At 40.3% G+C, this 23637-nt stretch carries 26 protein-coding genes and 1 pseudogene; 15 read left to right on the forward strand and 12 right to left on the reverse strand.

The annotated features are described in order from the left end of the window. From HWQ37_RS17690 to HWQ37_RS34885, 3 genes and pseudogenes are all read right to left on the reverse strand, one after another. Positions 1-197: hypothetical protein (locus HWQ37_RS17690; RefSeq protein ID WP_292749185.1), on the reverse strand; the 197-nt coding region annotated here is incomplete at its 3' end. Further along, positions 196-360 (reverse strand): annotated as a pseudogene (locus HWQ37_RS34880) (ISKra4 family transposase); the annotation flags it as partial. The pseudogene HWQ37_RS34880 and the gene HWQ37_RS17690, both read right to left, overlap by 2 nt. After that, a complete protein-coding gene (locus HWQ37_RS34885) occupies positions 318-473 on the reverse strand; it encodes a hypothetical protein (RefSeq protein WP_465249703.1) in 156 nt (51 codons plus the stop codon). The gene HWQ37_RS34885 and the pseudogene HWQ37_RS34880, both read right to left, overlap by 43 nt. 621 nt (positions 474-1094) lie before the next feature. Here HWQ37_RS34885 and HWQ37_RS17700 point away from each other — a divergent pair. The 11 genes from HWQ37_RS17700 (at position 1095) to HWQ37_RS17750 (ending at position 10798) form a co-directional block, all read left to right on the forward strand. Beyond that, complete coding sequence (locus tag HWQ37_RS17700) at positions 1095-1703, forward strand: sterol desaturase family protein (RefSeq protein ID WP_363318145.1); 609 nt, start codon at positions 1095-1097, stop codon at positions 1701-1703. A gap of 465 nt (positions 1704-2168) precedes the next feature. After that, complete coding sequence (locus HWQ37_RS17705; RefSeq protein ID WP_292749189.1) at positions 2169-2675, forward strand: hypothetical protein; 507 nt, start codon at positions 2169-2171, stop codon at positions 2673-2675. A 229-nt stretch (positions 2676-2904) separates the two neighbouring features. Continuing rightward, on the forward strand, positions 2905-3228 hold the full coding sequence (locus HWQ37_RS17710; RefSeq protein ID WP_292749192.1) for a DUF6464 family protein: 324 nt from the start codon (positions 2905-2907) through the stop codon (positions 3226-3228). A 289-nt stretch (positions 3229-3517) separates the two neighbouring features. Beyond that, on the forward strand, positions 3518-4780 hold the full coding sequence (locus HWQ37_RS17715; RefSeq protein ID WP_292749194.1) for an ABC transporter substrate-binding protein: 1263 nt from the start codon (positions 3518-3520) through the stop codon (positions 4778-4780). A gap of 7 nt (positions 4781-4787) precedes the next feature. After that, positions 4788-5738, forward strand: a complete 951-nt coding sequence (locus HWQ37_RS17720; RefSeq protein ID WP_292749196.1) for a branched-chain amino acid ABC transporter permease — start codon at positions 4788-4790, stop codon at positions 5736-5738. Between the two features lie 14 nt (positions 5739-5752). After that, positions 5753-6355, forward strand: a complete 603-nt coding sequence (locus HWQ37_RS17725; protein ID WP_292749198.1) for a Uma2 family endonuclease — start codon at positions 5753-5755, stop codon at positions 6353-6355. A gap of 15 nt (positions 6356-6370) precedes the next feature. Next, positions 6371-7315, forward strand: a complete 945-nt coding sequence (locus HWQ37_RS17730; RefSeq protein ID WP_292749200.1) for a branched-chain amino acid ABC transporter permease — start codon at positions 6371-6373, stop codon at positions 7313-7315. A gap of 54 nt (positions 7316-7369) precedes the next feature. Next, positions 7370-8170: an ABC transporter ATP-binding protein gene (locus HWQ37_RS17735; RefSeq protein WP_292749202.1), complete on the forward strand. Its 801-nt coding sequence runs from the start codon at positions 7370-7372 to the stop codon at positions 8168-8170. A gap of 110 nt (positions 8171-8280) precedes the next feature. Beyond that, positions 8281-10092 (forward strand): arginine--tRNA ligase, encoded by a 1812-nt coding sequence (gene argS, locus HWQ37_RS17740; RefSeq protein WP_292749204.1) that lies wholly within the window; start codon positions 8281-8283, stop codon positions 10090-10092. A gap of 63 nt (positions 10093-10155) precedes the next feature. Continuing rightward, entirely contained in the window at positions 10156-10350 is a 195-nt protein-coding gene (locus HWQ37_RS17745; RefSeq protein WP_292749207.1) for a hypothetical protein, read from the forward strand. Beyond that, complete coding sequence (locus tag HWQ37_RS17750) at positions 10331-10798, forward strand: cobalamin biosynthesis protein (protein ID WP_292749210.1); 468 nt, start codon at positions 10331-10333, stop codon at positions 10796-10798. The genes HWQ37_RS17745 and HWQ37_RS17750 overlap by 20 nt, the downstream gene beginning before the upstream one ends. A gap of 5 nt (positions 10799-10803) precedes the next feature. On the opposite strand, the gene HWQ37_RS17755 is transcribed toward HWQ37_RS17750, so the two are convergent. The 4 genes from HWQ37_RS17755 to HWQ37_RS17770 form a co-directional block, all read right to left on the reverse strand. Further along, on the reverse strand, positions 10804-11157 hold the full coding sequence (locus HWQ37_RS17755) for a phage holin family protein (RefSeq protein WP_292749212.1): 354 nt from the start codon (positions 11155-11157) through the stop codon (positions 10804-10806). Positions 11158-11622: 465 nt separating this feature from the next. Next, complete coding sequence (locus tag HWQ37_RS17760) at positions 11623-13221, reverse strand: Hsp70 family protein (protein WP_292749215.1); 1599 nt, start codon at positions 13219-13221, stop codon at positions 11623-11625. Between the two features lie 365 nt (positions 13222-13586). Beyond that, entirely contained in the window at positions 13587-14240 is a 654-nt protein-coding gene (locus HWQ37_RS17765; RefSeq protein WP_292749218.1) for a Coq4 family protein, read from the reverse strand. 606 nt (positions 14241-14846) lie between these two features. Next, on the reverse strand, positions 14847-15086 hold the full coding sequence (locus HWQ37_RS17770; RefSeq protein ID WP_292749220.1) for a hypothetical protein: 240 nt from the start codon (positions 15084-15086) through the stop codon (positions 14847-14849). A gap of 255 nt (positions 15087-15341) precedes the next feature. Here HWQ37_RS17770 and HWQ37_RS17775 point away from each other — a divergent pair, with 255 nt between their 5' ends. Then, positions 15342-15527 carry a hypothetical protein gene (locus HWQ37_RS17775; RefSeq protein WP_292749223.1) on the forward strand — a complete coding sequence of 62 codons (186 nt, stop codon included), beginning with the start codon at positions 15342-15344 and terminating at the stop codon, positions 15525-15527. A gap of 78 nt (positions 15528-15605) precedes the next feature. Here HWQ37_RS17775 and rfbB read toward each other — a convergent pair whose 3' ends face one another. From rfbB to pedR, 4 genes are all read right to left on the reverse strand, one after another. Beyond that, on the reverse strand, positions 15606-16673 hold the full coding sequence (rfbB, locus tag HWQ37_RS17780; protein ID WP_292749225.1) for a dTDP-glucose 4,6-dehydratase: 1068 nt from the start codon (positions 16671-16673) through the stop codon (positions 15606-15608). Between the two features lie 98 nt (positions 16674-16771). After that, on the reverse strand, positions 16772-17770 hold the full coding sequence (locus HWQ37_RS17785) for a glycosyltransferase (RefSeq protein ID WP_292749227.1): 999 nt from the start codon (positions 17768-17770) through the stop codon (positions 16772-16774). A 131-nt stretch (positions 17771-17901) separates the two neighbouring features. Continuing rightward, positions 17902-18603: a DUF6391 domain-containing protein gene (locus HWQ37_RS17790; RefSeq protein WP_292749229.1), complete on the reverse strand. Its 702-nt coding sequence runs from the start codon at positions 18601-18603 to the stop codon at positions 17902-17904. Positions 18604-19013: 410 nt separating this feature from the next. Beyond that, a complete protein-coding gene (gene pedR, locus HWQ37_RS17795; RefSeq protein WP_099103136.1) occupies positions 19014-19277 on the reverse strand; it encodes a photosynthetic electron transport-dependent transcriptional regulator PedR in 264 nt (87 codons plus the stop codon). A 362-nt stretch (positions 19278-19639) separates the two neighbouring features. Here pedR and HWQ37_RS17800 point away from each other — a divergent pair, with 362 nt between their 5' ends. Together HWQ37_RS17800 and HWQ37_RS17805 are read left to right on the forward strand one after the other, a co-directional pair. Then, a complete protein-coding gene (locus HWQ37_RS17800; protein WP_292749231.1) occupies positions 19640-20617 on the forward strand; it encodes a carbohydrate kinase family protein in 978 nt (325 codons plus the stop codon). A 637-nt stretch (positions 20618-21254) separates the two neighbouring features. After that, positions 21255-22385: a class I SAM-dependent methyltransferase gene (locus tag HWQ37_RS17805; RefSeq protein ID WP_292749232.1), complete on the forward strand. Its 1131-nt coding sequence runs from the start codon at positions 21255-21257 to the stop codon at positions 22383-22385. A 38-nt stretch (positions 22386-22423) separates the two neighbouring features. Here HWQ37_RS17805 and HWQ37_RS17810 read toward each other — a convergent pair whose 3' ends face one another. Beyond that, the gene (locus tag HWQ37_RS17810) at positions 22424-23104 is read right to left on the reverse strand and encodes a polysaccharide deacetylase family protein (protein WP_292749234.1); all 681 of its coding nucleotides are present in this window, start codon (positions 23102-23104) and stop codon (positions 22424-22426) included. Positions 23105-23484: 380 nt separating this feature from the next. Between HWQ37_RS17810 and HWQ37_RS34650 the strand changes: the two genes are divergently transcribed. Beyond that, positions 23485-23637 (forward strand): calcium-binding protein (locus tag HWQ37_RS34650; RefSeq protein ID WP_465249704.1); only part of this gene is annotated, 153 nt, incomplete at its 3' end.

Genomic DNA, 23637 nt, shown 5'->3' on the forward strand with positions numbered 1-23637 from the left:
TTAATTCTCAGTCTCGCCCTTCTTTGCTTCCACAATTTTAGACCTGAATCCTTACTCCAAATCAGGGGTTTGGGGTTGAGTTTAGTGGGTTTTAAGCCGGAGATTTTCAGAGCCAGTTGTTTAGGATTACCACAAGTGGCACTCAGGAAGATAAATTGCAGTTTCTTGGAGTCACCACCGTAATGATCTACAGTCATTCCAATCACCACTCACATGAAGGGAACGAAGACGTAAAACAGCCTCAGCACCTTCAAGACTCCATCGAGCGCCAGTAATGTCCATTCGGTCTTTGATGAGGTAACGACAAGCACCCTCAATCACACCAGTGGCAATGGGAAAACCGGCAGCCAAGTAATCATCGTTGCCATCCGCTTCGAGTTGCGCTTTTCCCCCTTAATTAATCGTTTTTCTAGTTTTCTTTGTCCAGACATCGCTCGTTTTTGGGTGCTGGGGCGTAAATCTTCTCTACGCATGACTACACCCTTTCCATCTGCACTGATGACGATGATTTCTCCTGTCTGTTCTAATTGCTTTGATTGTGTTTGAAGGTATTCATAAAACTCATTAAAGTCTCTGGCACAAGTTTTTGCTAATTCTTCTACTTGCCGCTTGGGTACAAGCGCATCTGTTGTTTTTTTGATGGTTGTTTCCGCTTATGGCTTCTTTTGGCTCCGTCACTCCCGCAACAATCACCTTCTATTTTGTCGTCGCTGCGCCTGTCTAAATAACCTTGTAGCAATCTTCTTAATAATAAAATTAATTTAAACTTTATTAATAAAAGTTAACATATCTTTGCTGAACTACTTGATGTTGTAAAATAAGCATTGGATTTTGTCAATTAACAAATTAAATCGTAATTTGGTTATTTTTGGTAATTAAGACCAAAACAATTGGACATAATCAACACTTTCATATCACCGAATTAATATTACGGATGGGTCTAATTGACAAACCACTCATTTTGGTATTATTGCTTTTTCTTTTTCGGTATCACTCTTGCCCGATACTTTCTGATCGCTGGCGGAGCATACTTGCTCTTTTATTTAGTTCTAGGGAAATCTCTCGCTAGCAAGAGTTTACGTTTGAAACCGTTGATGAATTGCTGCATTAAAAAGGATATTGAATTATCAGTAATCTCCACAGTAGTTTTTGCTATTTCTGGAGCGTTTATGATCTCAGAGTATAGTTTGGGAGCAACTCTGTTATACGCTGACATCTGGAAATACGGACTGTGGTATTTAATAGTTAGCTTTATTGCGGTGCTAATTCTTCAGGACACTTACTTTTATTTTATCCATCGGATCTTTCACCAGCCTCTAATTTTTAGATGGATGCATTATGGACACCACCGTTCAGGAGAGCCAACGCCTTGGAGTTCCTCTGCCTTCGACTTGCCAGAAGCGATCGTCCAAGCACTTTTTTTTATAGGTGTAAGCTTCATAGTTCCACTGCATTTTATCACCTTAGTTGCTGCACTGATAACTATGACAGTATGGGCAGTATTTACCCATCTTGGATTTGAGTTATTTCCCTCCTCATCTAAAAGTTACTGGATTGGCAGGTGGCTGATCGGTTCTATGCATCATTCAATACATCATCGCAAGTATAAAGTACACTACGGTTTATATTTTACATTCTGGGACAAACTGCTTGGTACTGAAGATCCTAGTTATGAAAACGAAACCCACACAAGGGAGTTTTAATTTTGTATGAATCCTTAGCTTAGAGGATGTTTTAAAAGTGTTTTACTGTGATTTTAGGCACTTAATGATCCTCCCTAGCCCCCCTTAAAAAGGCTACGGTGTACACACAAGTCGAATTACCCCCCTTAATCCCCCCGATGTATTGGGGGGAAACCGGAAAATCTAGTTCCCTCCCCTTTGCAAGGGGAGGGTTAGGGTGGGATAAAACCTTGGTTAATCAGCTATTTCAGACTTGTGTGTACACCGTAGCTTAAAAAGGGGGAACCGGAATCAAAGTCCCCCAATTTATCAGGGGATTTAGGGGGATCTAGAAGGTTTTGCTACCGACAAGAGGACTTTTAAAACATCCTCTTAAGAAAGGGACTTTGAAAATCGCTGTTGTTCAAAGTAAATATCTTTTAAGTACAAATGTACTATTTTGCTGCTAGAATACCTTACAAGCCAGCTAGCCTTGCTTGAGGTAGTATGAAAAAAATCCAAGACACCGACAAAAAGCCCATTTTGCGGAAAGTTTCGCTGTTGCAGCCTAAATCTGTAACTACTGCGATAGTGCCACTGCAACCGCAAGAGGAAAAAATCATCAGCGAACGGGAGCGTTTGATTGTACAAGTTGAACGTATCAATCAGATGGCAGGGGAGTTAGAAGCAGCGATATTTGAGTTAAAAGCGATCGCTAATACCATAAATGCTCAAAAACGTTACCCAGTTATAAATCAGGAGGCATACAAAAATATTTGTCAGTATTTCGCAATTAGTGTCCCTTGGGTGAAACGAAAGCCTGATAACTCATTTATTCTGACAACGCGAAGAGTTGATTTATTCCGACCCGAAAGAGAAGCGACACAACTAGCGCAGCAACTTCGTCAGCAAACCAAAAAAAGATTAGCATCGCAGCCACACAGAAAAAACAAGAGTGAGACTGAGGGTTACACAAAACGCTTGTTCAAAAAGGTGTTAGTCAACAAATCTTAAAATTATCAATATTCAACGGCATCTCACCCTTGAGGTTGTAACAGTTATGCTGATTGAAGTGGCAGAAGGAACTTATTCCTGAAAATTGCTCGATACTATACTGCCATTGCCTCTTTGCCACTAACTAGGGGTTGCAAAGAGACAAAACTGCCCTAATATTTGCACTTCCGTAAAAGCAGAGTGTAACATCAGGGACAATCAATCAGCGCACTGAAGAGGTAAAAAGAAGGTGTTAAAGACACTTTTAGTGATTGCCGTTGGTTTTTTACCATCCCTGTTTTCTTTGTGGATAATCCGCAGAACCCAGCGATCGCGCTTACGGCTTAGACAAGCAGCCATGAATTTTCCGGTGGTACAGGGACGGCAAAACGTCAGACCTGTGGAAGGCGATCGCTATTATTTAGAAGGGGTGGGTTATCTAATTGGCGATATCAGCTGTAAGTTTAATGCTCGATCTGGTTACATCCGGTGTGCGATCAATCCCGCAGGCCCATGTAACGGTTGCCGTCACTACGAACCTAGAGAATTAACTGGTAATGGAAAAAGCACTTAAGATTCCTTACTCAATACTTACCCACCTAAGATTACCTGGTTAATACAGACGCTCTGACGCAGATAATTTTCTAGCGTTTCGTAGCACTAAAACCAGGGAATGATAAAATCATTACTAATTATAATAATTTGTATTTACAAGCACTTTGAATATTTCTCTTTGCATGGTGAAATAAGAATGATTTAATAGAATTCGTGCAAAAGTGTAAATCTGCATTATTTTGTTTGCAGATTATGAACTTTGCTATTAACTCTTGCCGAATATCTCATAACTAGATGATTATTTAACGATGAACAACGCGATCGCCAGGACTTCAGCATTATTATCAACTTGCGCTTTCTTACTAACAGGCTGTGGTGGCGGCACTAACACAGTGACAAATTCTCCCACTAATAGTCCAAATAGTACCCCAAATAACACTGCAACCGATACCCCAGCGACAACGGGTACATTATCAGGTGCTATTCCTATCGGTATTGCTGTTGCCCAAACTAGCAATGTGGCATTATTAGGTCAAGAGCAAGTCGCTGGAGCTAAACTAGCCCAGAAGTATTTTAATAGTAAAGGTGGTGTTAATGGTACACCAATTAAATTAGTTTTTCAAGATACTAGCGGTGATGAAGCAGGAGCCATTAACGCTTTTCAAACTCTAATTAATAGAGATAAAGTTGTTGGAATTGTCGGCCCAACTTTGTCACAGCAAGCCTTTAGTGCCGATCCGATTGGCGAACGTGCAAAAGTACCAATTATTGGACCATCAAATACTGCTAAAAATATTCCTGAAATTGGTGATTACATTGCTCGTGTTTCTGCACCAGTTTCCATTGTCGCGCCTAATTCGGTGAAAGCTGCACTTAAGCAAAATCCCCAACTTAAAAAAGTTGCAGTTTTCTATGCTCAAAATGATGCATTTAGCAAGTCAGAAACGGAAATTTTTCAACAAACAGTTAAGGATCAAGGGCTAGAATTAATCACAGTACAAAAATTCCAAACTAGTGATACAGATTTTCAGAGCCAAGCTACCAATGCGATTAATCTCAAACCAGATTTAGTAATTATTTCTGGTTTGGCTGCTGATGGTGGTAATTTAGTTAGACAATTGCGAGAACTGGGTTATAAAGGCTTAATTGTCGGTGGAAATGGTCTAAATACATCGAATTTATTACCAGTTTGTAAAGCATTTTGTGATGGTGTATTGATTGCTCAAGCCTACAGTCCAGAACATCCGGGTGAAGTTAACGCAGCATTTCGTAAAGCCTATACTGAAGAATATAAAAAAGAACCACCCCAATTTAGCGCCCAAGCTTTTGCAGCAGTTCAGGTTTATGTTGAAGCACTCCAATCTTTAGATAAAAAGAGCAAAGTTAACAAACTACAGCTACCAGAAATACGGACAGAATTAAACAAACAAATACTTCAAGGAACATACAATACACCATTGGGTGAAATTGGTTTTACTCCCACAGGTGAAGTTATACAAAAAGATTTCTATGTTGCTCAAATCAAAATGGAAAAAGACGGGAGTAAAGGTAAATTCACATTTTTAAAATAGTTGCTATATGAATATCAATCTCTTTTTACAGCAATTATTAAATGGGTTATCCATTGGTAGCGTTTATGCAATTTTTGCATTAGGATATACTTTAGTTTATTCTATCTTGGGCATTATTAATTTAGCTCATGGCGCGATTTTTACCTTGGGTGCATATTTCACTTATGCACTTATGGGTGGGAATTTTGGATTTAATGGCTTGCTGGCTAATGCAGCCTTGCCGATAAAGTTACCATTTGCGATATCGTTGATTTTAGGAAGCACCTTGGCGGGATTGGTAGGGGTAGTGATGGAACGTGTTGCTTTTCAACCTTTGCGCCGTCAAGGATCTGATCCCTTGTTAACTGTTGTTTCCAGCTTGGGGGTAGCAGTGGTAATTGTGAATTTAATTCAGTATTTAGTAGGTGCAGAAAGTTATACATACCCCGCAAATACTTACGGTAATTTGCCACCTGCGATTAACTTTGGTAGTCCAGAAAACCCAATTCCGATTCGCAGTGTTCAGGTGGTAATTTTTACTGTGTCGGTGGTTATTGTGGCAATTCTTACCTATTTTATCAATCGAACTAAATATGGTAAAGCAATGCAAGCGATCGCAGAAGATCCAACTACAGCTAGTTTATTAGGAATTAATAGCGATCGCTTTATCATCCTAACCTTCTTCATCAGCAGTTTTTTAGCCGGATTAGCAGGAACTTTAGTTGCTTCTAGTGTTAGTATTGCAGGGCCATATTTCGGCATTGCTTTTGGTTTGCGGGGTTTAGCAGTAATTGTCTTAGGTGGGTTAGGTAGTATTCCCGGTGCGGTGGTGGGAGGTTTGGTAATTGGATTAGTAGAGGCGTTTGTCCCTGCTGAATACTCTGGATATAAAGATGCAGTAGCCTTTGCAATTTTGTTTATCATGCTATTAGTTAGACCCCAAGGTTTGCTAGGACGGCGGTTTATTCAGAAAGTTTAAAGAGACGTAGCATTATGAAAACATACACCAAAAAAAAACTAACTTTTGACCAATTTTTAGAACAGTGTCCAGAGGAAGGTTTATATGAACTTGTAGATGGAGAAATTGTAGAAGTGCGTGCAACTAGAAATCATGATGATGTCGCTGACTTTCTATTGTTTGGCTTCAAAGATGAAATTAGGCGACAAAACCTAAATTATGTAGTTAATAACACAGTAGTCTTTAAAACTAGAACTGCCAATGACATAGAACAAGGGCGCAAGCCTGATGTAAGTGTCATAGATAAAGATAGATGGCGCTCAAATCGTTCTGCTTATGCTGCACTTGAAGAACCTATTCAATTAGCTGTAGAGGTGACATCAACTAATTGGGAAGATGACTACATTGATAAATTGGATGAATATCAACGCTTAGGTATTACAGAATATTGGATTGTAGATTATTTGGCAATTGGGCTAAGAGAGTATTTGGGAAATCCCAAAGTTCCGGCTGTGTTTGTTTTTCTATTAGATGCTGAGGGCAAATACCAATGCACACATTTTAGAGATTCAGAACGGATTGTGTCACGAACTTTTCCTGAACTGACGCTGACAGCACAGCAAATATTAACAGCTTAATCAAAATGTTTTAAAATGGCTGATTTTTTCGCTACTTACGGTTCTCTAATTGTCTCTATGGTATTAGGGGCGCTACTAGGTTTATCACTTTACTTACCACTAATGACAGGGCAATTGTCTTTAGCTAGTCCAGGATTTTATGCTTTAGGTGGATATATTGCAGCAATTTTATCTACAAAAGTTTTTACATCTAGCAGTAGTTTATTTCCGATTCCATTGTTGTTATTGGAAATGTTAATTGCGGGTGCAATTTCTGGTATATTGGGTGTAATAGTGGGAATTCCAGCATTGAGATTACGAGGAATTTATTTAGCGATCGCAACTATCGCTTTTGTGGAAGTTCTGCGCGTCATCTCTCTCAATCTAGATATTACAGGCGGTGCTGTCGGTATTTTTGGTATTCCTCAACCTTTCCAAACACAACTTGAATATTTATGGATTGCTTTGCCTTTACTATTAATTAGTATGGTGCTACTTTATCGTTTAGAACGCATCCGTGTAGGCAGGGCTTTTATTGCTATCCGTGAAGATGAATTAGCTGCGGGTGCAATGGGAATCGATCCCACTTATTACAAGGTTTTAGCCTTTACATTAGGGGCTATTCTTGCAGGAGTTGTAGGTGCAATTAGCGCTCACTTTCTCAATACCTGGAATGCTCGTCAAGGTACTTTTGATGCCAGTATTATATATTTAACTTTTGTTTTAATTGGTGGTTCGAGAACTTTTTTAGGGCCAGTGATTGGAGGTATGGTATTTACAGCTTTACCAGAAATTCTGCGAAGCCTTGCTGATACTGGTGGTTTACCTTCTTGGTTAGCACAGTTTTTGCGCGATGGGAGATTAATTATTTTTGGTTTACTAATAGTAATAGGTACAATCTTTTTTCCCCAAGGGCTAATTACTCCAGATATTTTCCAAAGGAAAAAACGAACCGCAAAGGGCGCAAAGGGCGCGAAGTAAGAAAAGTTTTAGAGAGTTATTGCGTAAGTTTTATATTCATAATAATATGCAAAAATGTCACATAGTATTTCAGCAACTAACAGCAATATTGTATTAGAAGCAAGAGGATTGACTCGCCGCTTTGGTGGTTTAGTGGCGGTAAATAATGTATCTTTTAGTGTAAATAAATATGAAATTTTTGGATTGATTGGCCCTAATGGTGCTGGCAAAACAACATTATTTAATTTGATTACTGCTTTCATTCCAGCTTCTAGTGGTGAATTAATTTATCAAGGTGCAAAAATTTCTCAAGCGCGTCCCCATCAAATTGCTGCTTTAGGTATCGCCCGTACCTTTCAAAATATCCGGTTGTTTGGGGAATTATCGGCGTTAGAAAATGTGATTATTGCCCGACATTTACACACTAAAAGTAATATGATTGCAGGAGTTTTAGGATTACCACCAGCGCCTCGTGAAGAATTAAGAACTAAGCAAAAAGCTTTAGATTTATTGGATTTGGTGGGATTAAGCGATCGCGCCCACGAAAAAGCCAAAAACTTTGCTTACGGCGATCAGCGTCGGCTAGAAATTGCCCGCGCTTTAGCATTACAACCGCAAATTTTGCTTCTCGATGAACCGGCGGCGGGGATGAATCCCAATGAAAAGCAGCAATTGAGTGCATTTATTCGCAGCCTTCGCAATGACTTCAATTTAACGATCGTTCTTATAGAACACCATGTACCATTGGTTATGGGTTTGTGCGATCGCATTGCGGTGTTAGATTTTGGACAATTAATTGCTTTGGGTGAACCATCTGTAGTTAGAAACGATCCGGCTGTAATTGAAGCTTATTTGGGTAATGAACAACTAACTTGAGAATTATAAAATCTGTTGCAATTCCTCAATAGTATTTGCAGTGACAATATTTCGTAAAATTGTCTTCAAACGCTCTAAATCCTGCCCCCTTTCACAGATAAAATCTATATATGAACGCTACACAAGAAAAACTAAAAGCTCAGGTTGAGCAAGCTTTAGTCGCTGCTTTTGGCGCTGACTTCGCTGGCGTAGATCCAATTTTGGTTGCTGCTAGCAATCCTAAATTTGGCGATTATCAGGCGAATGTGGCTTTATCCCTGAGCAAAAAATTAGGAAAGCAACCAAGAGCGATCGCAGGTGCGATCGTTGAGAAACTAGATGTATCCGAAATCTGTGAACCGCCGGAAATCGCTGGGCCAGGATTTATCAATCTCAAACTGAAAACAGCATACTTAGAAGCACAACTAAACGCGATTCAAGCCGATCCCAGACTGGGAGTTCCAGCCGCGAAAACGCCGAAGCGGGAAATTGTGGATTTTTCCAGTCCGAATATTGCTAAAGAAATGCACGTCGGACACTTGCGTTCGACGATTATTGGTGATTCCATCGCCCGGATTTTAGAATTTCTGGGACACGATGTACTCCGGTTAAATCATGTAGGCGATTGGGGTACGCAGTTTGGGATGTTAATTACTCATCTTCGTGAATTTGATTCTGAAAATAATTCCTTTTGGAATAGTCTATATTATGAGGCGAACAATCAACCGGGTTTCATTAACTCTCCCTCTATAAATATAGGAGACTTGGTTCAGTTTTACAGAGAAGCTAAGAAAAAATTTGATGAAGATGCTGATTTTCGAGAAAGATCGCGTAAAGCAGTAGTAGAACTACAATCTAATGAGTTACCAGCAAAACACGCTTGGTTTTTTCTTTGTGAAGCTTCTCGAAAAGAGTTTCAAATAATTTATGAGTTGCTGGATATCAAGTTAGATGAACGGGGCGAATCTTTCTACAACCCCTTATTACCAAAAGTTGTAGAAGATTTAGATAAATCTGGATTACTTGTAGAAAACCAGGGGGCAAAATGTGTTTTTCTGGAAGGGTTTACAAATAGAGAAGGTGAACCTTTGCCATTAATTGTACAGAAATCAGATGGCGGCTATAACTACGCCACAACTGATTTAGCATCTCTCCGCTACAGGATTCAGCAGGATCAAGCAAAGCGGATAATTTATGTAACCGATGCTGGACAAGCAAACCACTTTGCCCAATTTTTTCAAGTGGCACGTAAAGCCGGATGGATACCCGATGATGTGGAATTAGTGCATGTTCCCTTTGGGTTGGTGTTAGGAGAAGATGGTAAGAAATTCAAAACTCGTTCTGGGGATACTGTGCGTTTGCGGGATTTATTAGATGAAGCTGTTTTTCGTGCCCATGCTGACTTAAAAACTAGATTACAAGAAGAAGAACGCCAAGAAAGTGAAGAATTTATTAATGAAGTTGCTAGGGTAGTTGGAATCAGCGCAGTTAAGTATGCAGACTTAAGCCAAAATCGCACTAGTAACTACATCTTCAGCTACGACAAAATGCTGGATTTTAAAGGTAATACTGCGCCCTATATGCTGTACGCTTATGCGCGGATTCAGGGGATTAGCCGCAAGGGTGATATTAACTTTAAAGAGTTGGGAAATAATGCTGTTTTGTTGGAGCATGAAACAGAATTAGCGCTGGCAAAATATTTACTTCAACTGGATGAAGTTATTAGTAGTGTAGAGCAAGACTTGCTGCCCAATCGTTTATGTGAGTATTTGTACGAACTGAGTAAAAAGTTTAATCAGTTTTACGATCGCAATCAGGGAGTTAAGGTGTTAGAGGCACAGGAACCGCAGCGTACATCCCGTTTAGTTTTATGTGATTTGACTGCTAGAACTCTGAAGTTGGGATTATCTTTGTTGGGAATTCAGGTATTGGAGAGAATGTAAGACTAATTCGTAATTCGTAATTCGTGGAGTTGGAAGAGAGCGTTTTTTTGGAGGCGATCGCAAATGGTACGGACACCATCTAAAAACATCACTTTGGCGGAGTTTCTGAAGCTACCAGAAGAACAAACGGTATTTGTATACATCCGCAATCAACAGCCAGTCATGTTCGATGAATTAGAAGCTTTACTCCCTGTGCCAGATTTTGCCAGTGAGTTGAGGTTGACGGTAGGAGATTTATTTGGTTGGCTGTTGGAGTAAAGACCAAGTGCAACAGGTTTTATGGGTAGGAATCGGTTGTAAACGGGGAACCTCATGGGAGTTGATTGATTGGGCAATTGAGCAAGTATTTCGAGAAAATCAACTTCTTCCAAGTGCGATCGCAGGTCTTGCTACTATTGACACTAAAGCCTCGGAAGTTGGCTTAGTCAAACTTTGTCGCCTCCGCAATTTGCCTCTAAAAACCTTTTCTGCGGAAATTCTTAGCTCTGTCTGTGTTCCCAATCCTGCCAGAATTACCGACGATAAAGTAGGTACACCTAGCGTAGCAGAGGCAGCCGCTATTCTTGCCGCCTCTCAACTCAACATACAGGAATCGCGGGTGAAGTTGTTAGTTCCTAAACAAATTTTCCAGATGCAAGGGCAACCAGGAGCGGTAACTCTTGCTGTTGCCCAAGCTTTCAATATTAGTATTACAAAAGTTCCCTAATTTTTCTAGTCAACAACTCTCAAAAAATAGTTAATTATGCTAGAAACAATTGCTAGTACAATTGAACCTAACAAAGCAGGTAAAAAACCCTGAATCTCAAAACCAGAACCAGGAGTTAGGACACTTGCCAGCCAAAGGGCTAAGGCGTTAATCACCAATGTAAATAAACCAAAGGTGAGCAAGGTAATTGGAAACGCCAAAATCTGTAAAATTGGTCTAATAAATGCATTAACCAGACCAATTACAAAGGCAGCGATTAAGGCAGTCACAAAATTCTTGATAAAGAATCCCGGAACAATATTAGCAGTAATGAATAACGCCACCGCAGTACCGAGCCAAGTTAATAAAAAGTGTTGCATAAGTTTTTTTTAGACGAATTAGCAGTAAGTTTAATTAATTTCACTATTGCCAGTTGTGATTTGTAACACGATCGGATGTTGTTGTGTTTGACTCCTAAAGTTGCCATCATCTTGCCTCAGCCTAAAAACAATGTAATTTTTCACGGCTGCGAAGAGAGATGCTTCTAATCGGTATATCTTTATCGTATTGCAGGATGTACCGCATTAAATTCATAAAAAATGCTTTGAAGCGCAAAACCCCTACAGAGGTTTATTGAAGTTGAAAAACCTCTGTACCTTGGGGATTGTCAAAAAAGAAATAAGTTACCAGAACTAAGACTTACGCACTTAAGCCTGAAACCTAGATCCCCCGTAGCCCCCCTAACCTTAGCTACCGTGTATACACAAGTAAAAACCCAGTTGCTTCAAAGTCTGTTACCAAGGTATAAAGCGTATTTTACTCCTGAATTCTGTATTCTGCTGTATTTAGCTCAACTGTGCTACGAGTTGATTTTCTAAAAGTGTGTCATTCGTTAACAAATCTTCAACGGTGATTCGTAAAAAGCGTTGTTCATCAACTTGAAAGAGGATTTTGATGCGATCGCCTCCAGGATATCCGGCTGGTGTCAGTTGGGCAATTGTCCTCGCGCCTTCTTGATCGTTGAGGGGTTTGACGTTGGTTTCACTACCATCCAGACGGCGAGTAATTAAGCGATCGCCATCAAAATAAACTTCGGTATTACCTGCATCTGCTCCCAATTCTCCCATAATTAGTTCAATGCTGGGCTGATTTTCCACAGAAGCGCCTAAGACTAATTCCACTGGTTGACTCATTGGGTATGCCTGTCCAGCTTTAATTAAAGAATGCCATTTGTGACGCTGGTTGCGGCGATCCCAATAGCGGATACCATAACTATGGTAGAGAAAATCTTTGATTTGTATCCCTTGTGTTAACTGTAACGCACCTTGAGCGATCGCTTCAAAGGGACGTTCGCAACGGATTTTTTCTGGTTCAAAATACTGTTTGATCCATGTCTGCACTGCTGGCAATTGTACAGTTCCACCAACTAACAAAACTGCATTAATATCTGGAAGTTCTATTCCTTGGCGTTTTGCTTGCTGCAACAGTGTCGTCATTGACTCATCAAGTAACTCAAAAAATGCGTGTTCTTTGAGGATATCGTCAAATGTATCGCGGTTTAATTCCAGTTCATAACTTTCAAATGTTTCATCGTCAAAATAAACTTCACTAGCTTGGCTTTGGGTTGATAACTGAATTTTTACCCGTTCTGCTAATCTTGTTGTCAAGGGACTTACCGCCAACTCTTGAGTTTTGGCAAAGTAATCTACTAACCAGTTATCAATATCAGTACCGCCCAAATTTTGCCCAGCTTTCGCCAGGACACGGGCTGTTTTGACTTTTTGTTTTGAATCTTCAGCCAAGGACTTATTACCCCACTTGAGGATAAATCCTAGTGGCTTTGTGGTTGCTTGCACACCTCGATCTAATCGCACAAGAGACAAATCCAAAGTACCGCCACCAAAGTCAATCACCAAGAGAATTTCTCGATCTGCCAAGCCATAACCCAAAGCGGCGGCTGTGGGTTCATCCAGCATTCGCACTTGTTCGACAGGAAGGGCTTGACAAACTTTCCCCAACCAGTGACGATAAGCTTCAAAACTGTCTACGGGTACGGTTAACACGAGAGAATCTAAGCCACCTTCCAGGGGTGCTAGTTGTTCAATTATTTTGGTGAGGAACCATTGCCCTACTTGTTCAAAAGTGACAATTTGCCCATCTAATTCGGGTAAGAAACCTTGAATATTTGCACCGATACCGCGTTTGAAGCTGCGGAAAAATCGCGTTTCGCCTTTGAGGTCAAGACCGCGATCGCGTACTTGTTGCCCGACTAAAACTTTATTTTGGGTTGCGTCTTCAACATAAACCAAACTAGGAATCAGTGGCGGATTGAGACTTTGTTTGATTGATAAGCCTGGTAGAGTCAGGGTTTCTGGCTGCTGGGTTACGGGGTTCCAACGAGCAATGACTGTATTGCTAGTACCAAAATCGATTGCGATCGCCATATTTTATATTTATTCTCTCGCACGAAGAGGCCAAAGCTGCTTTATTTGTGATTATTCTCCATAACCTACCAAGAATGCAAATGCGCCCAGACGCTTGCTTCTTTGCATCCCAACCCAGATATCGATTCAGTCTGTTGCAGCGAAGTGTTAGCACAGTTAGACAATTGGCTTGTCAGAAAGCATGGAAATCATTGGCTGTAAATGTATAAAAGGAGCAATAACAATAAACTCAACAGTAGGCTTTATCATAGTTCCAGTCTTTTTCTTATTGGCATGAGGTGCTTAAAACTCACTTCACACGCAGATGCTGAAATGTCATAAATCGCCCCAATCAAAAGAGATCGCACCTCAGTTGGTGTAAGCACTTAAATCGGTGCAATATTCAAAGATGTCTGCACGTCTTGTAAGGGTGTTTCCCATAATCTGTTCCATTCGATGCCAAACAGAGGTTTTGCCCGTTTTCCCATCATCCAGCCTTGCGTCAACCCATCCATAATCTGCTCACAGAGTTCGACTTCGTACATTGCGGTTTTGAGCAAATTCTTAGCAATCAGGGCTAGAAATAAACGGTCTGGAACCAATTGTGCTGTATAAAAAGCTTCTAATTTCACCTCACCAGGTTTATCAGTATCACACCCTGTAACCACGTGCCAGATGTCATGAGTTTCACCAATGTGAACACCCAAAAACATAAACGGATCGTTTGCAATTTCCTTGACAGGTGGTGGAGTTAATCCTTTTCTAATCATGTGATCCGCATACACATAGCCAAGGGTATGGTTCGGTAATTGATGCAGTTGCTGTAAATCGATTTTTCCCAGTAAGGGGCGGTCTACAAAAGCTTGTTTGCCTTGGGGGGTCAGGCTGAGAAGTGCCACAATTTTTTGGAGCGTAGCTGGATCATTCAGAAAATGGGAAAGCTTACCAATGGCAGCGAAATCTCCATAAGGAGATTTCACCAATTCTAGAAAGCTCTCCAGAATTGCCGTTTCTTGAGACTGATTGATGGTTTCTATCATGGGTTATTAATTAATTCTTGAAAAATTAATAATATAGCTAGCTATTTTATGGAAAGTATACACCCGCAAGAAGGTAATAATCTTTACCTTTACTTCCAAGATGGACAAACGTTAAGCGCTGATCTGTCAATAAAACAACGTAAGTGACCAAAAAGTTGATTATTTCGTTCACCAATCCAGGCGATTAACCCAGACTTATGAATAAGACACATAGCAAACCTACTTACATAGATTATATTGTTAAACTTCCTGAGCGATCGCTGGAGGAGTTTTGTCGCTGGGTGTAACGCTTCATGGGTAATGCTCAGTTTATCGAACAGAATTCAGGAGTCAGGAGTCAGAATAATTGAAAAATCAAGCGTATAATAACCTCTTGATTCTATTAAAATTATTAAGTTTGGGTATCAAAGTCTTCTTAATTCTGACTTCTGGATTCTGAATTCTGACTCCTGAATTCTGACTTCTGAATTCTGACTTCTGGATTCTGAATTCTGACTCCTGAATTCTGACTCCTGACTTCTGAATTCTTCTTCAAAGTAGAGGTACTGGCTAATTAGTACAGAAACCTAATCTAACCCGAAGTTTCGGGTTAGTAGTAGTTCATACTCAATCTTCATTGCGTAATTGCCAGACTGCACCGAAAGCGGCCCCAGCCCCAGCTAACAATCCAGTACTCATTCCTTGGATAGTTTTTTGGAATGGATCTTGGGTTAGACACTCACTTGTCACCTTACTGTCTTCCAAGCAGAGATTACTTTCTGCCCAACCAGCAGTACCTCCTAAAATTACACCAGTAATACTACAGGAAACAATTAGCAGCAAAAGACGTTGTGTTTTTCTAGCCATAGATGGATGTTTTTCTCAATTTTGTATTTTAGACTTTAAATCAACTCAGTATGTAAATATACTTGGTCTGGATAAAAAATTTTAGATTTTTCCATACTTGAGCCACTGTTTAACCGAGCTGCCTCAGCAAAATTCCAAATCTAAAATTCTGTCAAAGGTTAAAAATTGTAGTTTACTCTCAACTACTTTACACATCTGGGCAGCAAATGTCAGCTGGTTTATGGTTGGCGAGGCCAACTATGGGGTATTCCACAGGTGAGTTCAGAATTTGTCTGCAAAATTGAAGATGTACTTGATTTGTATGCTCAATCACCAGAACCACAGAGAGCGTTAGTACCGCAAGGCGGAATTCAAAATTCAAAATTCAAAATTCAAAATGAATACAGCGTAAGCGTTTCGTTAATGTGGAATGGGTGGTTTATTTACGCCGTGCTGTACTAGCTTGTTTTTAGGTTATTCGCAGGACGATTTGCTAGCAGTGCAAGTCAGATGGCGCGACATGATCCCACCAGAATATGGTTATTTTACAGAATAATTTTTGCGATAGTAAGCTTGATATTCCGCAGACAGCAGAGGTTCCCACCAATCACGATGATTGAGATACCATTCAACAGTTAAACGTAAACCCTCAGTAATTGTTACAGAAGGTGTCCAACCAAGCTGAGTTTTAATTTTGTTCGCATTAATTGCATATCTCCTGTCATGTCCCTGTCTATCCTTGACAAAAGTAATCAAATCCTTTGCTGGACGCACTGGTAAATCAGGTGCTAATTCATCCATCATTTGACACAAAAGTTGCACGAGGTTAATATTTTCCACCTCATTATTGCCACCAATATTGTATGTTTCCCCTGGTTGACCACGATTGATTACCACATCTAAAGCACGGCAATGATCGCCCACATAAAGCCAATCTCGGACATTTTTACCATCGCCGTAAACAGGTAATGATTTCCCTATCAAAGTGTTGATACACATCAGGGGAATTAGTTTTTCGGGGAACTGATAAGCTCCGTAATTATTAGAGCAATTTGTGATAATAGTTGGAAGTTGATAAGTATGATAATAAGCACGGACTAAATGATCGCTGCCAGCTTTAGAAGCTGAATAGGGACTATTGGGAGCATAGGGTGTAGTTTCAGAAAAAGCTGCATCATTTGCGCCTAGACTACCGTAAACTTCATCAGTAGAAACGTGCAGGAAACGATAATCAGATGGCTGTACTTTAGCCTCCCAATGTTGCCGAAAAGCTTCCAGTAGCGTGAAAGTTCCTACTACATTAGTTTGTACAAAAGCAGCCGGGCCAAGAATGGAGCGATCGACGTGAGTTTCGGCGGCAAAATGGGCGATGGTATCAATATTTTCCGTTGATAATAGGTTGTCTATGGTGGTGCGATCGCAAATATCCGCCTGTACAAACCGAAAATTCTCTCCACCCTCAACCAGCGCCAAATTCAGACGATTCCCCGCGTAAGTAAGAGCATCTAACACCACCACGCGATCGCCTGGATAAACCTGACACCAATGATGGACAAAATTTGCCCCAATAAACCCCGCACCCCCAGTAACTAATAACCGCCGACTCATTCAATTTCCTCTCTCTTCTCTGTGTTCCCAGCGCCACCCTGCGGGTTCGCTCTTAGCGTTCTCGTAGGTATCCGCAAAGCGTCTACTGCGGTTCGTTTCTATGACTTAAAATATTTCTTCCTCAGCTTTCCATATATCCTCTGAGCGAATAATTTTGCCATCCGTATTTTCGTCAAATTCTTAATATTAGATGGCTGCTGAATCTTGTGGTCAAAAAACTCATTCAACTCATTCACAATAACTTGAAAACGCTGAATAATATTTTCAGTCCGATGCTCAACCAAAAAATCTTCAGATAAGCTAAAATTCCCTGAAGATTCAATCACCTTGAGAATACGTTGGACATCATATTCTTGAGAGTATCCAGCAATTTTATAGCAATTAAATCCCGGATCTAAGTAATCAGCTAGTCCACCGTTGACACTAGAAAATACTTGACAACCACAAGCAAGAGCTTCCATTGGTTGCAAACCAAATCCTTCACTAACGCGCTGTTGTGTCCAGTACTCAGCAGAATCATAGAGGTAAACCTTAGCTCGGTTAAATAGTCCAGGTAAATCCTCTATGTACGAATCCACAACCAATACTTTACAACGTTTTTGCAACCCTGGAATCAATTCTTTAATTAAATATTCAGAAGACTTCCGAGCTTGAACTAAAACATCAATATCCCGTTCCAAACCTAAATTTTGAAACTCATCAGAAATTTGATTGGGCAAATAATAAATCAAAGAATTGGGTGATTTTTCTCCCCAATATCCCATTGTATAGCGGCTAACGGTCATGATTGGAATACTTGCAGGTAGCCTAAATGGATAACCTGCACTATGGGCATGATAAACGACATTGTATTGGTTAAGTTTAGCCACCAGTTGAGCTATATCAAATCCCCAACTGATCACAAAAATTACATCATTTAAATTTTTCTCTTTTAGCAAATCATCAATAAAAAGCTGATCTTTTTCCCGTTGACGGTAAGTTACAACATCAGCGCTACAGAAATTCTGAGCTAGATTAAGTGCTTTTAATTCAGCCCAAAGACCACCACAGGCAAATTTGCTATCTGTACCAGGGAGTAAGAAGTAAAGTTTTCTCATAATTTTCTTAGGGAAGTGGGGAGTAGGAGGAGATGAGGGAGCAGGGGGAGATGGGGAGGACAAGGGAGACATGGGAGTAAATTCTTCCTTGTCCTCCTTGTCTCCCTTGTCCCTCTGCCCCTCTGCCCTTTTCATTCTTGCCAGCCCACTTTAACAAAATGTGCCTCACGCCCCCAAGCGTCGCGTGTACGGGTAATATTTTCAATTGCTAAGTTAAAAGGAATAGCGGTTGTTAGGTAACGCTGTGCTATGAAACCTAAATCAGGTGCAAGTTCAGCAGCTGTCGTTGCTGCTAACCCCAAACCGATAAGTTGCTCGATTGGTCGAAATGGTAGCAATAAATGCACACCCACAGCTAGTCCAGCCGTTAAGAGCATTGCTACTGATAAATTTGTGCCACAACGGGGATGTACAGCCAAATCCCATTCTCCACTGGTGATGCGATGTCGAGCAAGTGTGACTGCACGCCGCAAATCACTAATATTTACCTCACCATAGAGGTAGAATCCCTGGTCAGTAGACAAACCACCTAATAGTTCATTATCTAATTGAAGGTTTGTAGATTCTGCTGTGGTAGGATAGGCGCTTTTAGATTCGCTAAGAACCCAAAGAGTAGCATGTTCTAAAGCGTGAACCTGCCGTATCATCAAAATTTCTTTCAACCCTGGAATAAACGATAGCTGTCTGAGTAAGTCGGCATCTTGTGTAGATTGGGGAAAGTCTGAAAATTGGTCTTCAAGACTCGGAACTTGCTCAGATACAGGTATCGTAAAATTAAAGTGAAAAAATTCAAAGGGAGACGAGCTACCTTGAAAAGAAGCGGAAGTATTCATTGGAACACTACTCCCAAAGCTGATGGGCAACATAGATTTCTTTCAAATGTAACGCTTGCACCACTGAATTGTTGCTAATTTTTGTAGATGATTGTTTAGTTTGGGCATTGGGCATTGGGCATTGGTTATTAATTCATCTCCCCCTGCTTCCCCTGCCTCCCTTGCCTCCCCTGCTCTCTCACTCCCCAATCCCCAGTCAATTTGAAAAGAAATTCTGATCTTTTATAGTTTCCGAGTCCGAGGGTCAGCTGGCTCCACTAAGATAAACTCCGGCTGAGTGAAGGACTCGGAACTTTTGGTAGAGTGTTCACACTGAAAACAAAGGCGTAAGAAGGGGAACAATCACTAAAACTCAAAATTAGCTTGTAATTTACTAGACCAAAGCAATTACGCTTCTACTAGTAAATTGTTTATTCAATCTGGTTAGGTAGAGTACAGCAATTGACATCATTCAAGCAGACTTTGCCCCACTGCAAAGCCCATCGGACAAGAGCTACACGATTATCTGTCTCAGTCTTGGTGAGAATATTACTGATATGGTTATCAACTGTACGCTTGCTAATCTCCAGTTTTCCTGCAATCTCTTGGTTAGTTAAGCCAGCGGCCACTAGGTCGATAATTTGCAGTTCTCTGTCTGACAGACTAACGGGGGTCTCAGACTTGCCACCAGCCATGACTATTTCTATCCTCCCTTGGTATATGTACTTAATCGCTCTTTCTAATTCTAGAAGATTCTTTTCTTGGTAGGGGTTTCAAGTGTTAGCAGTAATATGATTGTCAATATTTTCTTTGGATTTCAAGTTGGCAAAAATATCAACTACGCGACATTTTAAGTAATAAATATAGCTCATTTTGAGCGAAATGTCCTCTAAGCACTTAGCTAAAATAAGTGAGGATTAGAAGCATATACAGGCTATATGAGTAGTAAAAATTGCTATTTAATTCTATGAAGGACTGGCGACAGATTAGCAATAATCATTGTAGATTTTATACTGTAAATTCCTAATCCAAATCGAAATCTAAAATTGAAAATGAGATGAGCAATCCCCGTGTTTTGTGCCTTGGTGAAATTTTGTTCGATTGTTTAGCCGATCAATTAGGGCTAAAACTGGAAGAAGTGAAATCTTGGACTCCTTACCCAGGGGGGGCACCAGCTAACGTAGCCTGTGCTTTAGTCAAGCTGGGAATGTCAGCAGGATTTATCGGAGCTGTTGGCGAAGATGAGCCAGGTAATGTACTGGTTAAGCTATTACAAGATGTAGGTGTAGAGACTACGGGAGTACAACGCCATCCCACAGCACCAACGCGGCAAGTTTATGTTACACGGGATCTAGCTGGCGATCGCACCTTTGCCGGATTTGGTCAGTATGACACCGCAGAATTTGCCGATACTCATCTGCAAGCTAAACAATTGTCAGATTCGCTGTTTCAAGAGGCAGATTTTCTGGTTTTGGGTACTTTGGAATTAGCCTATCCTGAAAGTGAAGAGGCAATTCACCGCGCTTTAGAGTTAGCAGAACATTACGACTTAAAAATTGTGCTGGATGTCAATTGGCGGCCTGTATTTTGGAAAGAGCCAAACATCGCCCATCAAAAAATTCCAGAATTATTTAAGCGAGTTGATTTCCTCAAACTCTCCAAAGAAGAGGCAGAATGGCTATTTGAAACCGCAGATCCCGGAGCCATCACTTACCGTCTAGCTTCAATTGAGGGGGTGCTGGTGACAGATGGGGAAAACGGCTGCACTTATTGTCTGGGTGAGAACGAAGGCAAATTACCCTCGTTTTCCATCCCTGTAGTTGATACAACTGGTGCTGGAGATAGCTTTTTGGCAGGATTCATCCACCAACTGAGTCACTATGGTATCCACAGCTTGCGAGATGCAGAAACCGCAAAACGCATTGTTACTTATGCCAGTGCTGTTGGGGCACTGACTACCATTAAAGCAGGTGCGATCGCTTCTCAACCTACTGCTGCTGAAGTTGAAGCTTTTTTAGCCGCACATCAACTCTAGGAACTAGCATAAGCCACTGGGATATCAGCCACCAAAGGCTGATACTCCCGACTAGAAAATGGACAAAAATCCTTATGCCATTCTGCGCTCATATTACACAATAAATGTAAATACAATTTATCAAATAGTTTGGGAACCTGAAGATCAACACTTTTGGATTAGATGTAAATGCTTCAGTCGGAAGCAAGGAACGTAATGTTTTTACATAAGACCCTAAGAAATTAGTTTGGAGTCGTGATTATGCTTGATAATAAAATGTTAATTTTTAATACAATAAATTTGTTTTATAAGTCTCAATTTTTTTTGGTTTTATCATAAGTCTACATAGAGGTAAATTCGCAACCTTCGGTGATGATTAAAGGTTACTTGCTTTCGGGCAGAAGACACAAGGCAGAAAGGTTTTAAACATTTTGCCTGTAGTCGTGGAACGTGACAAAGACTCAGATGCAACTTTAAGACACGATTGGGATGCAGAGATTCTATAACCTTTGCACCACAACAAATGATGGAGTTTTATTTCTTAACCCTTCTGTTCTCTGCTCTCTGACTTGAAATAACAGGGGGAGAAAGACATTTTCCTGTTTGGCGGCAGCCATTTATTAATCGCTATTTAAATAGAAATATTGGAGCTACATATATGACTTCCAGCATTCCAAAAGATATCCAAAGACATACTCCTTTAGTAGGAGATGGAAATAATAAAAGTCGAATTTCTTACCAAGCAAGCCGCACAGCGATCGCTGGATTCAATGGAGTCTTAATGGCAGGAGCAGAGGCTTATATCAATGGGTTAACAATACCCGATCCTCTGCTTAAAACCCTTTTAAATCTCTCCATACAAATCAGCTACAAGTATTTTCCTGCTCTTTTAGTTCCCTATGAATGGTTGTTGCAAGAAAGCGATCGCCTTGCAGAAGGGTCACACGAATTAATGAAGGTTCAATACAACCTACCCGAAAAAATGTTCAGTCTGATCTTGAAAGAGACAGAACTTTTATATCCCAAATACACGATGGCTTTATGGGAAAAAGGAGTATCCAACCTTGAGCAAGCTCAAATTGACATGCTCGACGATTTAATTGCAAAAGTAGGCATCGAAGACGGAGACGAAATCTTAGATTTGGGATGCGGCTGGGGTTCTGCATCAAATTACATTCTTTCCCGGTTTCCACATGTGAAAGTAACGGCTCTTAATTTGAGCCACGAGCAATGCGAATATATGCGGAAAAAAATGCAAGACCCTAGTAGTTACCTCAGTTCAGATAGATTCACTCTATATGAAAAAGACTTTAATGATCTTGATTTGGAGACTAAATTTGATAAAATTATGGCGATTGGGCTGTTTGAACATATAGGTAATTTAACAAAATCATTCCCAAAACTGGCTTCTATCCTCAAAGATGATGGCAAGGTTTTAATTCACATAATCACAACCAAATTACCTGACAATATAACCCATCCTTTTATCAATAAATATATTTTCCCCAATATGCGGGTGTGGAATTATGATGTCATACCAAAGATTAATACAGATTTGAAAACCATTAATCAATGGTATTTAAATGGTTCTAACTATTCAAATACTCTCAGAAATTGGTTGATGAATTTTGACCAAAATCAAGCACAAATCAAAGATTTAAATTATGGCATGAACTATGACAAGTTCTGCCGGATGTGGAGACTTTATTTGCTCTTGTGCATACAGTATTTTGACGGTTGTAATGGTGAAATTCTTGGTAACGGTCAATATCTATTGGTTCATGCGTAAGTCTTAATAATTTAGCGATCGCTCAACCTATCGAGTTATCAATGGGTTGTCTTAACTTGCTGCCATAGAGTATCAACAGTCACAAACTCATAACCTTGTTGTAGCAGTTGTGGAATGAGAATTTGAATTATGGCAGCAACATCTTCTCCACCGCAAGCACCATCATGCAAAACAATTATTGAACCATTTTTGACCTGCTGCATAATTCGCTGTACCACTGTGGTGATACCTGGTAGCACCCAATCTTCTGGTACAACACTCCACATAACTGGGCGGTAATTCCACTGAGAGAACAATTTTAAAGTAGCAGGTGTAAATAAACCATTGGGGGGGCGGACATCTCGCACTTGTTGAGGTTGCAGGTTACAGGTATTGTAAATGGCAGCTTGGGTTTTTTCTAAACTGTCCTTCAGGTCATTTGGGGAAAGCATGGGAAAAGAGCGATGATCGTAGCCATGCAATCCGATCCAGTGTCCGCGATCGCTGACGGCTTTAGCAATGGCTGGTGAACGGTTGACGCAAACACCCAACCAAAAAAAACTCGCTGTAATCTTGTAACGGTCTAGTACAGCCAAGACTTCGGGTGTGTATTGCGGATGTGGCCCATCATCGAATGTGAGTGCGATCGCTTTAGCATGAGCATTTCCACCCCAAAGGCAGTTGGGAAAACTTGGCTGGAGAATGCGGTAGAAAATTGGGAAGAGGGGAGCTAGCTGCATAAAGTTTTTTCTTTTTTCCGTAATCTTGCGTAACTAGACTGATTACTAAATATGAGACTGTTAAGCGTGATTCGCATACTTAAGAGTCTTAATATCTAGAACTTACGCACTGTACAAATGGACAATTATATCAATTAGCATTGTTTGTAATGTTAATAAGTTTTCCTTTGTTCCTATTTCCAAGTTGGAAATATAATTTCCACTGACGATCTATTCGTGCCTAGCTGACTCAACTTATTTTTTTCTTGTCAGATCAACAGGAAATATCGCAGTCATAGAAGTAGGTTCAAAAGAAAATTGCAGAGTTTCATGTAATTGTAGTTTTGTCAATCTGTAAGTTCTAATATTAACAATTACTCTTCATTTAAGGATAAACTCTCGTGGCAATTAATTTTTACGGAACTAATGGCAATGATGTTGTCTTCGGCAGTAATGACAACGATACCCTTAGAGGCTTTGGTGGTGATGACAAACTGTTTGGTGGAGATGGAAATGACTTCATCGATGGTGGCTTTGGGTTTGACACTATTGAT

Source organism: Nostoc sp. NMS4, assembly GCF_017115095.1.
Classification (GTDB): Bacteria; Cyanobacteriota; Cyanobacteriia; order Cyanobacteriales; family Nostocaceae; genus Nostoc.

Excerpts from the sequence above, each read along its gene's own strand:
- HWQ37_RS34885 (WP_465249703.1), bottom strand. The coding sequence starts at position 473 with ATGCGTAGAGAAGATTTACGCCCCAGCACCCAAAAACGAGCGATGTCT.
- HWQ37_RS17700 (WP_363318145.1), top strand. The coding sequence starts at position 1,095 with ATGAATTGCTGCATTAAAAAGGATATTGAATTATCAGTAATCTCCACA.
- HWQ37_RS17705 (WP_292749189.1), top strand. The coding sequence starts at position 2,169 with ATGAAAAAAATCCAAGACACCGACAAAAAGCCCATTTTGCGGAAAGTT.
- HWQ37_RS17715 (WP_292749194.1), top strand. The coding sequence starts at position 3,518 with ATGAACAACGCGATCGCCAGGACTTCAGCATTATTATCAACTTGCGCT.
- HWQ37_RS17720 (WP_292749196.1), top strand. The coding sequence starts at position 4,788 with ATGAATATCAATCTCTTTTTACAGCAATTATTAAATGGGTTATCCATT.
- HWQ37_RS17725 (WP_292749198.1), top strand. The coding sequence starts at position 5,753 with ATGAAAACATACACCAAAAAAAAACTAACTTTTGACCAATTTTTAGAA.
- HWQ37_RS17730 (WP_292749200.1), top strand. The coding sequence starts at position 6,371 with ATGGCTGATTTTTTCGCTACTTACGGTTCTCTAATTGTCTCTATGGTA.
- HWQ37_RS17735 (WP_292749202.1), top strand. The coding sequence starts at position 7,370 with ATGTCACATAGTATTTCAGCAACTAACAGCAATATTGTATTAGAAGCA.
- argS (WP_292749204.1), top strand. The coding sequence starts at position 8,281 with ATGAACGCTACACAAGAAAAACTAAAAGCTCAGGTTGAGCAAGCTTTA.
- HWQ37_RS17745 (WP_292749207.1), top strand. The coding sequence starts at position 10,156 with ATGGTACGGACACCATCTAAAAACATCACTTTGGCGGAGTTTCTGAAG.
- HWQ37_RS17755 (WP_292749212.1), bottom strand. The coding sequence starts at position 11,157 with ATGCAACACTTTTTATTAACTTGGCTCGGTACTGCGGTGGCGTTATTC.
- HWQ37_RS17760 (WP_292749215.1), bottom strand. The coding sequence starts at position 13,221 with ATGGCGATCGCAATCGATTTTGGTACTAGCAATACAGTCATTGCTCGT.
- HWQ37_RS17765 (WP_292749218.1), bottom strand. The coding sequence starts at position 14,240 with ATGATAGAAACCATCAATCAGTCTCAAGAAACGGCAATTCTGGAGAGC.
- HWQ37_RS17770 (WP_292749220.1), bottom strand. The coding sequence starts at position 15,086 with ATGGCTAGAAAAACACAACGTCTTTTGCTGCTAATTGTTTCCTGTAGT.
- rfbB (WP_292749225.1), bottom strand. The coding sequence starts at position 16,673 with ATGAGTCGGCGGTTATTAGTTACTGGGGGTGCGGGGTTTATTGGGGCA.
- HWQ37_RS17785 (WP_292749227.1), bottom strand. The coding sequence starts at position 17,770 with ATGAGAAAACTTTACTTCTTACTCCCTGGTACAGATAGCAAATTTGCC.
- HWQ37_RS17790 (WP_292749229.1), bottom strand. The coding sequence starts at position 18,603 with ATGAATACTTCCGCTTCTTTTCAAGGTAGCTCGTCTCCCTTTGAATTT.
- pedR (WP_099103136.1), bottom strand. The coding sequence starts at position 19,277 with ATGGCTGGTGGCAAGTCTGAGACCCCCGTTAGTCTGTCAGACAGAGAA.
- HWQ37_RS17800 (WP_292749231.1), top strand. The coding sequence starts at position 19,640 with ATGAGCAATCCCCGTGTTTTGTGCCTTGGTGAAATTTTGTTCGATTGT.
- HWQ37_RS17805 (WP_292749232.1), top strand. The coding sequence starts at position 21,255 with ATGACTTCCAGCATTCCAAAAGATATCCAAAGACATACTCCTTTAGTA.
- HWQ37_RS17810 (WP_292749234.1), bottom strand. The coding sequence starts at position 23,104 with ATGCAGCTAGCTCCCCTCTTCCCAATTTTCTACCGCATTCTCCAGCCA.